Below are 13,184 nucleotides of genomic sequence, written 5' to 3'. Positions count from 1 at the left end.
AATATTGCATCACATCGTCATATGTAATCCAACTACTCCAATAATGATGATAAGTAAACCAAATAAACGTTGCATATTTTTAGGTTCATTAAATAAAAATATATTGGCTAATACTGCACCAGATGTTCCAAGCCCTACCCAAACAGGGTAAACAATACTTAACTCAAGATAATGAAGTGAAAAATAAAATAATACAAAAGAGATAAAAAAACCGCCCCAATAGGCAATTAATCTTAGTATATTTTTTTTCTCTGCATAAAGCTTAAGCCCCACTGCACCTACAACTTCAAAAATCGATGCAGTCAAAATTAACAGCCAACCCATGAATACTTATCTCCTACTAATATCCTTATTGTTAACTATCAGTACGTTTAAGTTGAATAACACCAATAATAATTAAAGCCACAAAAAACACGTGAAGCAATGTGATATGTTTATCAAATAATAACACATCAAAAATGGTTGCACCGACTGCACCAACCCCTGAAAAAATTGCATACACAGTACCTGTAGGTATGGTTTTGCAGGCATTTGTTAAAAACGTAAAATCGACAATAAGTAAAGTGATAATGATAAGCCAATGCCATAATTCGGTTGCGACACTGAATCCAAAGATCCAACACAACTCAAAAAAACAGGTAAGCACGACAAATGCCCACTCTTTATTTATATTAGACATAGCTACCTCATTGCTATCATCAACTCTTTTTATCATTATTTAGTTTTGCTTTTTCACCGAATTTGTATCGTAGAAAACAAAAGATGGTTCGCAAACCAAGAAAGTTGCCACCAAAAGAAATTAGTTAATTTGTTAAAAAAGACAAAGCCTGTTTTATACTGAAATGTATATAATTACTTAAACTTTTTTACAAAATTCTATTATAAATTGTTTATAATAAAATAATTCTACAACGAAGAAATAGAAATTGCAAGGTTAAAATCGTTTATTATTCAATAGTTCAAGCTTTCATGATTAGGTTAGTTTTGCATGAATTATTACAATAACGATATAATATTAATGCTGTAACATCTTGAGATTAGCTATGAAAAATTCCGATAAAATGAAAAATACAGGGCCAAAAGGACTTGAAGCCCAAGCAATGGTAATGGCAGCGATAGATTTTATGGAGGAAGTTGGCAATTCCGCTTTTAGTGTACGTAAACTTGCCGCCAAAATTGCTTGTGATCCAATGTCACTACAGTATCATTTTAAATCAAAAAAAGGACTGGAACGGGCAATGGCTGAAGAATTAACCCGTAGAATATCAACTATTGATAACAGCATGCCTTGGGATGAACGCCTTCGACATTTAGCTTATCAATATCGGCAAATAGCTCTTGCCTATCCAAATAGTTTTAAATTAATGCAGCAGTTTTGGAGTACAGGACTTGCCGATTATATTCGAGCTGAATATGTTTGTCAGGCGTTAACGGATGCTGGCTTTAATGATAATCAAGTAACCCGTTTTTGTTTAGGTTATTACGCTTGTATTATTGGGCTTGCGGCTTCTGAAGCGGGGGGATTACTTCGCCCTGCTGATGATGCAGATCTTAATGACATTGAAAATTTGCCTCAGCAAGGTTTTACATTGACAAAAAAATTAGCCCCTGCATTTCAAGCTGTTGAACCCGGTCAAGTATTTGCTTTTACTGTGGAATTATTTTTGTCTGGCATCAAAAAAGCGTTATAAAAAATGGTTAATAAGTCATAAATTACACTAAGAAATTTAGTTATCAATAAACTTATCTCAGATAAAATTTAAGTATTAAGCCGTTAAATAACCGAGTCGAAATTAACTTATACAGTGCTTTAAAGGTTTAACATTGGATGATCAATATTATTACGCCGACAAAGTCGGCATAATAAAATCTCATTATCTAGCTTTACGATATTCTACAATATCCTCAATTGTTACAACGGGTAAATTATGCTGTTTGGCAAATTCAACTATTTGCGGAGCTCTTGCCATTGAGCCATCATCATTGGTGATTTCACAAATGACCGCAGCAGGTTTAAAACCGGCCAAAGTCACTAAATCAACCGACGCTTCAGTATGGCCACGACGTGTTAAAACTCCACCTTCTTGAGCCACTAATGGAAAAACATGTCCTGGATGATTTAAATCACACGGTTTAGCATGATCAGCAACGGCCGCTTTAATAGTGGTTACGCGATCTGCGGCTGAAACGCCTGTTGTTACGCCTTGAGCCGCTTCAATTGATATCGTAAATGCGGTATGATTTTTGCTAGTATTATTCGCCACCATCATAGGTAATTGTAATTTATCACAATAAGCTTTTGGCATACATAAACAGACAATGCCACTGCCATGACGAATAGTCAGTGCCATTTGTGGCGTAGTGATGGTTTCGGCTGACCAAACAATATCGCCTTCGTTTTCACGATCTTCATCATCTAAAACTAAAACACCTTGACCGGCTTTGATGGAACTGATTGCACGCTCTACCCGTTCAATAGCTGTTCCAAATTCATTTAAATTAAACTGATTCATGGTAAATACCTATCCTTTTATAAAATAATTATATTTATCCCAAAGCAATACAGAACAAATCTGATATCGATACATAAAAAAGTTGTAACAATTAAGCAGATATCATTAAGTAAAACTATAAGTATAAATAAATTAAATACCAGAATCAGGGCAAGTGCTTGACCATAATGATTTTGCTAATAGCAAATTAAGAAAAGATAAGCTACTCTCTTTCATCCAGACTATAACTGTCGGCTTTGGAATTACACCAAATCTGCTTGTCCTTAATGTTTATCAATATTATATAATAATAGGATAAATATTAAGCGCTCGTGGGCTATACCACCGGTGGGGAATTACGCCCCGCCCTGAGAACTTTGTCACTAAATTGACGGCATATACTATAATACAAAATAAGTAAAAAAACACGGAAATTTATTAAGTTAGCCTCAAGCAATTGTATCGAAAGTACTATATCAATTAGAAAAACACGTTTATAGCTAATTGCACTAAGCGCTAACCACTGTTATTTAGCTTATCGCTTAATGTTATTTAGGGTAACAACTTTAATAACAGTTAATAGGATTGATTAATATCGATACCTATTGTTATACATTAACAACCTAGACCTAAACGCTAAAAGCGTTTATAAACTCAATAACAAAGCTAGCTTAAAGTCACTTAATTCTAACTATTCATGTTAACAAACCACACAAAGATAGCAAAGGCTATCACTGTCACGCAAAGTAACATCCTATTACACGTCAAAATCAGCATAATAATTTATGTTGCGCAATCCATTGAACCAATCAGCACTGATACAACACAATTACAGATCATGATTTAATAATCGGCCAACAGCAATTCAAGCGCCAAATAGCTTCGACTAAATCTTTTTAACAATGACACATGAAGGATGAGAATAAGATAAACAAATGCGGCTAAAAGTATTATGTTTAGATTGTGGCAGATGAAGAATTATCATTTTCAATGATTCATAATGTACTTTTATTAACGTGACAAAATCGAGACTAAACTTGTAGTATAAGCGCTAAAACAGGTTATAACCTGAATTTAGCGCTTGCATTGTAACACTCAAAAACAACGGTAGGCAAAGCCTAAAATCCCATTAAACATTAATATTATCTAATGTCCGCGCATTTCACGTATTTTGCGTCGTTCAGCTTTACGCATCCATAACCATGAGATAAATCCAATTATTCCTACTATGAATAAGATAATTGTTGCCAATGCGTTGACCTGAGGATCGACCCCTAATCTCACTTTCGAAAAGATTAATTTTGGCAATGTCATTGCGCCTGGACCAGTAACAAAGTTGGCAATAACCACATCATCAAGTGATAGCGTAAACGCCAATAACCAACCTGAAACTAAAGCCGGTGCAATCATTGGTAACGTAATAATGAAAAATACTTTTAAAGGATTGGCACCTAAATCTAACGCTGCCTCTTCAATTGACTTATCAAGCTCGCGCAACCTTGCACTTATAACGACTGTGACATAAGCTGTACAGAAAGTTGCATGCGCCATCCAAATGGTGATAGCGCCACGATCTTTTGGCCAACCTAATACTTGTCCCATTCCAACAAATAAGAGTAATAATGCTAAACCAGTAATAACGTCAGGCATGACTAATGGTGCAGTAGTCATAAATGAAAAAAGATTAGATCCTTTAAATCGTCTAAAGCGGATAATTGCATACGATGCTAACGTACCAAGAACAATAGCAAGCGTTGCAGCCCCTGCGGCAATGGATAAACTTAATCCTACCGCTTTAAGCAGGGTTTCGTTATGCACTAGTTCAACGTACCATTTAGTCGAAAAATCAGCCCAAACGGTTACCAGACGAGAGCTATTAAACGAATAAATAATTAAAATAATCATTGGGATATATAAAAAAGAAAATACCACCAATAAAATCAGCGCCTTTAAACTGCGACATATTAACGCTAAAGTGATAATCAAGGTAACAATCACACTGAAAATCAAACAACCAATGTATAAATGACTATTGCCAATTAATTCTAATCCTGAAGACGAGATCAAAACAGTTAACAATAAAGCGCCTAAGAATGAAGCAATAAAAATAATCACAGCGGATCGCATAATAACAGGTAAATTGTTCATCTATTTACCTCCCAATTGTCGATTTTGGAATTTATTAAAGTAGTAAATAGGTATAATTAATATCAATAACATTACCGAAGCCACTGCAGATGCTGCCGGCCAGTCATGGTTATTAAAGAATTCAGTCCAAAGTTGTGTACCTATCATAATGCCTTCAGATGGACCTAATAGTTCAGGAATCACATACTCCCCAACAGCCGGAATAAAGACCAACATACCGCCAGCAATTACGCCATTTTTAGTTAATGGCACAATAATTTTAAAAAAGGTTTTAATTGGTTTACATCCCAAATCTAATGCTGCTTCGATCAACGTAGAGTCCACTTTACTTAATGAGGTATAAATTGGCAGTACCACAAAAGGTAAATAAGAATAAACAATACCAATATAAACCGCAAAATAGGTCTTCATGATGATAAGTGGTTGATCAATAACGCCTAACCACATTAAGAAATTATTGAGTAGCCCATTAGGATTTAAAATACCTATCCAAGCATATACTCGAATTAAAAACGAAGTCCATGATGGTAAGATAATTAATAATAATAAGATATTTCGAGTTGAGGCTTTACATTGTGAAATAGCCCAAGCTAATGGATAGCCAATTAAAATACATAGAATCGTTGAAATAGCCGCTACTTTCAATGATTGCAAATAAGAATCAATGTAAATGGTATCGCTCAGTAAATTTAAGTAATTACCAAAATTTAAAGCAATATTGAGTAAACCATCATCATAACTGAATAAATCAGTATAAGGCGGTACCGCTGAAGCCATTTCAGAAAAACTAATTCGAAATACAATTAAAAATGGTAATAAAAACAGTAATAACATCCATAAATAAGGGATACTAATCACTGCTAGTCGACCATATAACGTCATTAAATCTGAGTCATTACGTTGTTGGCGCATCTTTTTATAAGCAAAATAGATTGCGACCAAACCAGCAGGAATAAATAAAATACTGCCGGCAATAATCAAACGATAAGCAAATTTAGATGGCTTATAATAGGCTAAGTAGAATCCTAAACATGACAATAAAAAGCTGAATGTCATTGCAGTGAAAAGCGCATCTAAAAATAGATTGTCAAATGAATCTGTTGAGACAAAACGCCAATAAACATTGAGTAATACAAATGCATTCAACAATAAACCCAATAAAATGGATCGCATCATGATATCCTCTTTTGTTTATTCGGTAAGCACAACACAACTATCAATATCCCAACTCAGATTGACAATGTCGCCCCATGTTGGCATACCTTTACGATAACGATGTTCGTTTTGTAACTGCGCAATAATAATTTGCCCACTTGGTAATTTGACATGATAAATTGATAAATCACCAAGATAGGCAATTTCAACAACCTCACCACTTGCTACGTTGTAACCTTGTTCTGGAATTTCGTCACATAATTTAATTTTTTCTGGGCGTAGTGCAACTTGAATAGGAACACCTTCAACCGCTGGTGAATCATAATCGACTTTTAATGGGTGTTTGATCATTGGGCAGTTAAGAATCAAACCATCTTCTAATGTTTCTTGCAAAATACCATCGAAAATATTCACTGATCCAATAAATTCAGCACTGTAACGGCTGTTTGGATGTTCGTAAATCTCTTCTGGTTCACCGATTTGTACAAATTGACCTTTATTCATAATGGCAATTCGTCCTGCCATCGTCATTGCTTCTTCTTGATCGTGCGTAACCATGACACAAGTTGCACCTACTTGTTCTAAAATGCTAACTACTTCAAGTTGCATACGATCACGAAGTTGTTTATCCAATGCACCCATTGGTTCATCAAGTAATAATAATTTTGGTCTTTTCGCTAGACTGCGAGCCAACGCTACACGTTGCCTTTGACCACCTGATAGCTGATGGGGCTTACGTTTACCAAATTGCTCCATATGAACAAGCGCTAACATCTCTTCAACGCGTTGTTTGATTTCGTGCGCATTTAATTTGTCTTGTTTTAAGCCAAAAGCAATATTTTGCTCAACCGTCATGTGAGGAAATAAAGCATACGATTGAAACATCATATTAATTGGGCGATTGTAAGGAGGCACTTGCGATAAGTCCTTACCATCTAAAATAATCTGTCCGGATGTAGGTTGTTCAAAACCAGCAAGCATACGCAATAATGTTGATTTTCCACTGCCCGATGCCCCTAACAAGGCAAATATCTCACCGGTATAAATGGTGAGGTTGACATCATCAACCGCATAATAATCATCATTAAAAACTTTCGTTAAATTTTTGATCTCCAGTAATGGAGTTATCATCTTTTTTTTAGGCTGTACCTGATTTGTTGTTTTATTGTTCACTCTTTTTTCCTCATAACAACAAGCCATAAAAAACGAGACGGAAAGATCAAATTAACCTCTCCGTCTATATTAGACTAGTAAATAGTGTAGTACCAAAAATATCGGTTATTTACCAGTTTTTAGTTTTGTCCACGTGCGGGTAATAACACGTTCAAGTTTTGGTTCTTTTACTTTTAAAGTGAATAATTTTTCCATTACTTCTGGTTTTGGATAAACCGCTGGATCATTTTTCACTTCTGGTTTAACAAACTCATCATTAGCCGCTTTATTCGCACTTGCAAAGTTAACATCGTTGGTTACTTGCGCTGCAATTTCTGGTTTCATGACAAAGTTTAAGAACTCATGTGCTTCTTCTACATTTTCTGAATCTTTTGGAATAGCAAAAGTATCAAAGAAGACTAATGCCCCTTCTTTTGGAATTTGATAACCAATATGTACGCCGTTTTTCGCTTCGTTTGCTCTATCTCGGGATTGTAAAATATCGCCTGACCAACCTAAAATAACGCAAATATCGCCGTTAGCAAGATCTGTAATATATTGTGAGGAATGGAAGTAACGAATATTCGGTCTCACTTTTTCTAACAACTCGTAAGCAGCACCAGTGTAATCTTTAGCATCTGTACTATTTGGATCTTTACCTAAATATTGAAGAGCACTAGCAAAAATTTCGGTCGGAGCATCTAAAAATGCGACTCCACAATCTTTGAGTTTTTCCATATTTTCGGGTTTAAACACTAAGTCCCAGCTATCTACAGGTGCATTATCGCCTAAACGTTCTTTCACCTTATCGATGTTATAACCAATACCCGTTGTCATCCAAACATAAGGAATGGCATAGGTATTATCAGGATCGTGGTTAGCCATCAATTTCATTAAATTAGGATCTAGATTTTTCCAATTTGGTAATTTACTTTTATCTAGCGGTAAATAAATTCCAGATTTAATTTGTCTAGCTAAAAAGCTATCAGAAGGCGATACGACATCAAAACCTGAATGCCCTGCCATGAGTTTTCCTTCTAATGCTTCGTTTGAATCATAAACATCATAAACCAGTTTTATACCTGTTGATTTTTCAAAATCACTGATAGTTTGTGAACCGATTTGTCCTGCCCAATTATAAAAATGGACGACTCGATCTTTAGCTATTGCTGATTGAGATAACGCTAGTGAAACACCAGCTACGATTGAAAGAATTGTTTTACGTTGAGTAAACATGCTCACCACTTCTCCTCTAGTTTAGGGATATTACATGTTAGACACAAGCCCATTGGATAACTTCAATGGACCCCCAAATTTTACCAATAACTTCGTTAAAAAGTATGGCGAAACCGAGGTAATCAGGCAATCACAAGTCATTAATAAATTTAATGAACGAGTAGAGCTAACCTTGCATTACGAGGGATAAAATACCTTTTTTTTTTGAGATGTCTACTTAAAATATCAAATATCCTAAGTTTCGGGGTTGAGTGACGATATTTTGACCGCTCAACCCACTATTTATCATAAATTGACAATTAATTTAGCTGTTTTATTCGGCAGTCGCTTGCAAAATTTTGGCATCTGCTTGCCAAACACGATATTTAACAGTTAAATCATTTGGTACATAAAAAACGATTGGTAAACGGCTATTATAATTTAGCGTTCCAATATTGTTACCGATAGTTACAAATTGATTTTTATTAGCACTTTCTGGGCAAGCCATGAGTGTTGATATGCCATCTTTGGCTTTATCTACCACATAATATGAATATCCCCAGCCTTTCAATTCTTGTTGTTTAATAGTCGCGCTAAGACTATGCGCATTACAATCAACATTCATATCTTTACCAACTAATACTTCGACACGGGCACTATTTTCATCTTTTAATGCAGGAAGATGAATAGCATAGCGAGTATAGCCAGGCATGGCTTCTGGGAAAGGTGCTGTATCATTTACATTTTGTACAACTTTAGCTGATTTTGGTGATGTCGAACACGCCGCTAATGCAACACTCATCATCATTAATAACATTATTTTCTTCATTTTTACACCTCCGAAAAAAGTATAATGGTTAACATACAACATATGCTTTTTGAATCTTATTGCGTATAATAACATTTTCTAGACTAAATAATATGGTACAAAAATGCCAGCTGAAAACAATACGTACGATTTACTTAAATTGATTCTAAACCTATTAATAATAGGATTACTAATCATTATTACTTATCGTGTAGTTGAACCTTTTTTGTTTGGTTTTTTTTGGGCGGTCATGGTGGTAATTGCCACTTGGCCATTAATGATCAAAATCCAACAAAAATTATTTAATAAACGCTGGTTATCACTATTAGTCATGGCACTAATTTTGGCTTTCGTTTGTATTATACCATTTATATTAATTATTAGTAGTGTTGCACAAAATGGCCATTATTTAATTGAATGGGCCAGAACACTACCTCATCGTGAATTACCGACCTTAGATTGGTTAAGTAGCCTACCTATGTTTGGAAATGAATTACACCAAAAATGGTTAGAAATTATTCAAACAGATGGATCGGAGCTGATTTCTGATATCCAGCCATATATCGGTATTTTGGTTGGATGGCTTTTAGAACAAGCGACCAATATCAGTATATTCATCTTCCATGCCGGTGTAATGATCATCTTTAGTTTATTATTATTTCTTAAAGGTGAAAGTATTACAAAATACGTCTATGTTTTTGCTAATCGTTTATCAAAACACTATGGTAAAACAACCGTTACTTTAGCTGGTCAAGCAATAAGAGCCGTAGCTTTAGGTGTTGTCGTTACCGCCATTACGTTAGCACTAATTGGTGGCATCAGTTTTGTGCTTACTAACATGCCTTTTCCTGGCATTTTGACGCTCATTTTATTTATCTGCTGTGTGGCGCAAATTGGTCCGGTCATTGTCATGATAGGCTGCATTATCTGGCAATTTTGGGATGGAAATACCATTTCGGCGATTGTATTAATTTTTGTTGCGATTATTTTAACCACTCTTGATAGTGTAATGCGTGCATATTTAATAAAAAAAGGCGCCGATTTACCATTTTTGCTCATATTATTTGGTGTTATTGGAGGAATACTCGCCTTTGGTATTATGGGATTGTTTATCGGTCCAGTTGTGTTAGCATTGACTTATAAGCTTATTGAATCATGGGTCGATGAGCAAGCTTAACAATAAAGTTGAATAGTCATTAATCGAAGCTTGTTACAAACTTGATTTATGCCCTTAATGTAATGTAAAAAGGAGTATTATTTTCTGGTGTATTTTATGCTATGCTACTACATAGTCCAGTTACAATAATATATAAATAATGAGAATACCTTTTATTAGATATAACCATCAAAAGCATCTTGATGATTTAGCAAAAATTCCTCAAGATGCTAGTCAATACCGCATTTTATTTGATCCAAATTCATACAGAATTGCTTTGCTCGACAGTATTTATAAAGCACAACACCGAATTTACATAATAGCGTTATATTTAGAGCAAGATGAAGCTGGACAAGAAATCTTAAATGCACTTTATCAGGCAAAAAAACAAAAACCAAATTTAGACATTAAAATTTTTGTCGACTGGCATCGAGCACAACGCGGACGGTTTGGAGAAGATAAAAACCAAACCAATGCTCGTTATTATAATCAGATGAAGCAGCAGCATCCCGATATTGACATTCCAGTTTATGGTGTACCCATTAACCGTCGAGAAGTACTTGGTGTGTTACATCTTAAAGGGTTAATTATTGATGATACAGTCATATATAGCGGGGCAAGTATCAATAATGTCTATTTACATAAGTTCAATAAATATCGGTATGATAGATACCATTTTATCACAAATAAAACGCTAGCTGATTGCATGATAAAATATGTCAATGATAATTTTTTACCTTTTGAGGGATTACAGCGTTTAGATGTAGAACACCATAAAACCCGTAAACAAATTAAAGCTGAAATAAAAACATTACGCCAACACCTTAGTGAAGCAAATTATCAATATGAAAGTTATGCAAGTAACAATGAATTAACCGTCTCGCCTATTGCAGGACTTGGGCGCAATAATAGTTTAAATAAAATTATTCATCATCTGATTAATACAACACAACATAACGTTATATTTTGTACCCCTTATTTCAATTTACCCAATATCTTGGTTCGCGATATTATTCGATTACTTAGAAAAGGGAGACAAGTGGAAATTATTATTGGCGATAAAGAAGCAAATGATTTTTATATTCCGCCAGATAAACCTTTTAATATTTCGGGTGGATTACCTTATTTATACGAAATCAATTTAAGAAACTTTATTGAACGCTTACAACCTTATATTGATAAACAACAATTAATTATTCGTTTGTGGAAAGATGAAGATCAAACTTATCACCTTAAAGGTGTTTGGGTAGACAATCAATGGATGCTTATTACAGGCAATAATCTTAATCCGCGTGCTTGGCGTTTAGATCTGGAAAATGGCATTTTAGTTCATGACCCTAAACAAGAGTTACAAAAACAAATTAAGCAGGAACTCGATACCATTCGTCAAAAAACGACGTTGGTTACTCATTTCCAACAAATTCAAGCTAGTCAATTTTATCCAAAACAGGTACATAAATTGATTAAACGCTTAAGTCGCATTCGTGTTGATAGAATTATTAAACGTTTGTTATAACGTGTTAGACTAAATAAATTTAAATTAGTTGGTATTGAGATCAGTCATTACGCTTTTAATGCCCCTTTAGTCATGCAATTTAAATTATTTCAAACGCAAATATCGCGCTTTTTTAATATTTTTTACAACATTTAACTGTGGGAAAATAGAATCGATGACTCACTCTCAAGATGTTTACAATAATTTCAAAAATAAAAAAATTAGTTGGTTATTTTGGCAGTATGCTTTACCGGCGGTAATTGGTACTATTGTCAATACACTGTATAACATTATTGATGGGGTATTTATTGGTCACTGGATTGGTCGTGAGGCACTGAGTGGGGCTGGTATTATTTTACCTGTAATGAACCTGACCGCGGGTATCGGTATGCTTGTAGGTATTGGGTCAGCCAGTCGCATATCGATTTTTTTAGGTCGTGGAGAAACGGATAAAGCCGAAAAAATTGCTGGCACATCATTTATGTTAACGGCTGTTTTAAGCGGTATAACTTTAGCATCATTACTCTACTTTGTTGATCCCGTGTTACATTTTGTCGGCTCCAGCCCAACCAATCATCAATATGCTAAAGAGTTTTTACAAGTATATTTGCCCGGTAGCATATTTATTACGTTAACATTTAATTATAACAATATGATGCGGGCAAGCGGTTACCCATTTAAAGCAATGGTCACCATGTTTATTAGTGTCATTGCCAATATCATTTTAGCACCTATTTTTATCATTGGCTTTGGTTGGGGGATGCGTGGTGCAGCTTTTGCAACTACTTTATCGATGTTCATTAGCTTTTTATTTGTGATGCAGCACTTTATCAGTAAAAATAGTAATATCAAACTGTATCGATGTAACTTTAGACTTAATTGGATATATATTAAATCAATTTTATCAATTGGTATGTCACCTTTTGCGATGCAAGTCGCCGCCTCTATTGTGGTTGTGTTTATTAATTGGCAACTTACCCATTATGCTCCTTTGTCAAACGTTTCAAGTGATGATGCAATTGCAGGTTATTCCAATGCTAATCGATTAATTACATTGATTATTATGATTGTTATTGGTATCAATCAAGGAATGCAACCGATTATTGGCTATAACTATGGTTCGAAAGACTATCTACGAGTTAAAGCCACTTTCTTCTATGGGGTCAAAGTTGCAACAGTCATTACTAGCATTGGCTTTATTTTAGGATTTTTTGTTCCAGATGTGTTAGTGCGCGCATTTAGTTCTGATGAGGATTTAGTGCACATATCGGCGATAGCTTTACGATACACGACTTTATCGTTTGCTTTTGTCGGTTTTCAAATGGTTACCACAAGCTTTTTTCAGTGTATTGGTATGGCAAAAATATCCATTTTATTAAGTCTTTCCCGACAAATTTTGATCTTATTGCCAACACTATACCTATTACCGTTATGCTTTGGATTGGATGGAGTTTGGGCCTCATCACCAACAGCAGATCTTTTATCAACTGGCGTTGCATTTACGGTACTATTTTGGTATTTCAAATCGATAAAGAGTCGATGTCACCAATAGTTAGTATAAAA

The 13,184-nt window shown here is 34.8% G+C and carries 11 protein-coding genes, 1 pseudogene and 1 riboswitch; of the genes and pseudogenes, 4 read left to right on the top strand and 8 right to left on the bottom strand.

Features of this window, described 5'->3' with window-relative positions; genetic code table 11:
* Positions 1–9 precede the first annotated feature (9 nt).
* Both J3U63_RS03885 and J3U63_RS03880 read right to left on the bottom strand, forming a co-directional pair.
* Positions 10–324, bottom strand: a complete 315-nt coding sequence (locus J3U63_RS03885; protein WP_267344805.1) for a DMT family transporter — start codon at positions 322–324, stop codon at positions 10–12.
* Positions 325–355: 31 nt separating this feature from the next.
* Entirely contained in the window at positions 356–679 is a 324-nt protein-coding gene (locus J3U63_RS03880; protein WP_267332552.1) for a DMT family transporter, read from the bottom strand.
* 364 nt (positions 680–1,043) lie between these two features.
* On the opposite strand from J3U63_RS03880, the gene J3U63_RS03875 reads away from it, so the two are divergent.
* The gene (locus J3U63_RS03875) at positions 1,044–1,691 is read left to right on the top strand and encodes a TetR/AcrR family transcriptional regulator (RefSeq protein ID WP_267332551.1); all 648 of its coding nucleotides are present in this window, start codon (positions 1,044–1,046) and stop codon (positions 1,689–1,691) included.
* A gap of 183 nt (positions 1,692–1,874) precedes the next feature.
* On the opposite strand, the gene ribB is transcribed toward J3U63_RS03875, so the two are convergent.
* From ribB to eco, 6 genes and pseudogenes are all read right to left on the bottom strand, one after another.
* Positions 1,875–2,513 (bottom strand): 3,4-dihydroxy-2-butanone-4-phosphate synthase, encoded by a 639-nt coding sequence (gene ribB, locus J3U63_RS03870; protein WP_267366918.1) that lies wholly within the window; start codon positions 2,511–2,513, stop codon positions 1,875–1,877.
* Between the two features lie 200 nt (positions 2,514–2,713).
* Positions 2,714–2,872: riboswitch (FMN riboswitch) on the bottom strand.
* Between the two features lie 766 nt (positions 2,873–3,638).
* Positions 3,639–4,475 carry an ABC transporter permease subunit gene (locus J3U63_RS03865; protein WP_416381292.1) on the bottom strand — a complete coding sequence of 279 codons (837 nt, stop codon included), beginning with the start codon at positions 4,473–4,475 and terminating at the stop codon, positions 3,639–3,641.
* Between the two features lie 165 nt (positions 4,476–4,640).
* Positions 4,641–5,513: pseudogene (gene potH / locus J3U63_RS03860) on the bottom strand (putrescine ABC transporter permease PotH); the annotation flags it as partial.
* Positions 5,514–5,831: 318 nt separating this feature from the next.
* Positions 5,832–6,968 (bottom strand): putrescine ABC transporter ATP-binding subunit PotG, encoded by a 1,137-nt coding sequence (gene potG / locus J3U63_RS03855; protein WP_218056922.1) that lies wholly within the window; start codon positions 6,966–6,968, stop codon positions 5,832–5,834.
* A 105-nt stretch (positions 6,969–7,073) separates the two neighbouring features.
* Positions 7,074–8,183 carry an extracellular solute-binding protein gene (locus J3U63_RS03850; RefSeq protein WP_065635108.1) on the bottom strand — a complete coding sequence of 370 codons (1,110 nt, stop codon included), beginning with the start codon at positions 8,181–8,183 and terminating at the stop codon, positions 7,074–7,076.
* A gap of 313 nt (positions 8,184–8,496) precedes the next feature.
* A complete protein-coding gene (eco, locus tag J3U63_RS03845; RefSeq protein ID WP_267332547.1) occupies positions 8,497–8,991 on the bottom strand; it encodes a serine protease inhibitor ecotin in 495 nt (164 codons plus the stop codon).
* 103 nt (positions 8,992–9,094) lie between these two features.
* On the opposite strand from eco, the gene ydiK reads away from it, so the two are divergent.
* From ydiK to J3U63_RS03830, 3 genes are all read left to right on the top strand, one after another.
* Complete coding sequence (gene ydiK / locus J3U63_RS03840) at positions 9,095–10,147, top strand: AI-2E family transporter YdiK (protein ID WP_267332546.1); 1,053 nt, start codon at positions 9,095–9,097, stop codon at positions 10,145–10,147.
* Between the two features lie 139 nt (positions 10,148–10,286).
* Positions 10,287–11,642 (top strand): CDP-diacylglycerol--serine O-phosphatidyltransferase, encoded by a 1,356-nt coding sequence (pssA, locus tag J3U63_RS03835; RefSeq protein WP_267332545.1) that lies wholly within the window; start codon positions 10,287–10,289, stop codon positions 11,640–11,642.
* A 154-nt stretch (positions 11,643–11,796) separates the two neighbouring features.
* Complete coding sequence (locus J3U63_RS03830; RefSeq protein ID WP_267348227.1) at positions 11,797–13,173, top strand: MATE family efflux transporter; 1,377 nt, start codon at positions 11,797–11,799, stop codon at positions 13,171–13,173.
* The last annotated feature ends 11 nt before the right edge of the window (positions 13,174–13,184 follow it).

This window comes from Gilliamella sp. B2838 (assembly GCF_026536185.1).
Taxonomy (GTDB): Bacteria; Pseudomonadota; Gammaproteobacteria; order Enterobacterales; family Orbaceae; genus Gilliamella.
The sequence above is the reverse complement of the archived record's forward strand: the minus strand, read 5'-3'. Positions and strand labels throughout refer to the sequence as shown.

Bases quoted from the DNA above. Each gene is read 5' to 3' on its own strand.
- J3U63_RS03885 (WP_267344805.1), bottom strand. From the start codon at position 324: ATGGGTTGGCTGTTAATTTTGACTGCATCGATTTTTGAAGTTGTAGGT.
- J3U63_RS03880 (WP_267332552.1), bottom strand. From the start codon at position 679: ATGTCTAATATAAATAAAGAGTGGGCATTTGTCGTGCTTACCTGTTTT.
- J3U63_RS03875 (WP_267332551.1), top strand. From the start codon at position 1,044: ATGAAAAATTCCGATAAAATGAAAAATACAGGGCCAAAAGGACTTGAA.
- ribB (WP_267366918.1), bottom strand. From the start codon at position 2,513: ATGAATCAGTTTAATTTAAATGAATTTGGAACAGCTATTGAACGGGTA.
- J3U63_RS03850 (WP_065635108.1), bottom strand. From the start codon at position 8,183: ATGTTTACTCAACGTAAAACAATTCTTTCAATCGTAGCTGGTGTTTCA.
- eco (WP_267332547.1), bottom strand. From the start codon at position 8,991: ATGAAGAAAATAATGTTATTAATGATGATGAGTGTTGCATTAGCGGCG.
- ydiK (WP_267332546.1), top strand. From the start codon at position 9,095: ATGCCAGCTGAAAACAATACGTACGATTTACTTAAATTGATTCTAAAC.
- pssA (WP_267332545.1), top strand. From the start codon at position 10,287: ATGAGAATACCTTTTATTAGATATAACCATCAAAAGCATCTTGATGAT.
- J3U63_RS03830 (WP_267348227.1), top strand. From the start codon at position 11,797: ATGACTCACTCTCAAGATGTTTACAATAATTTCAAAAATAAAAAAATT.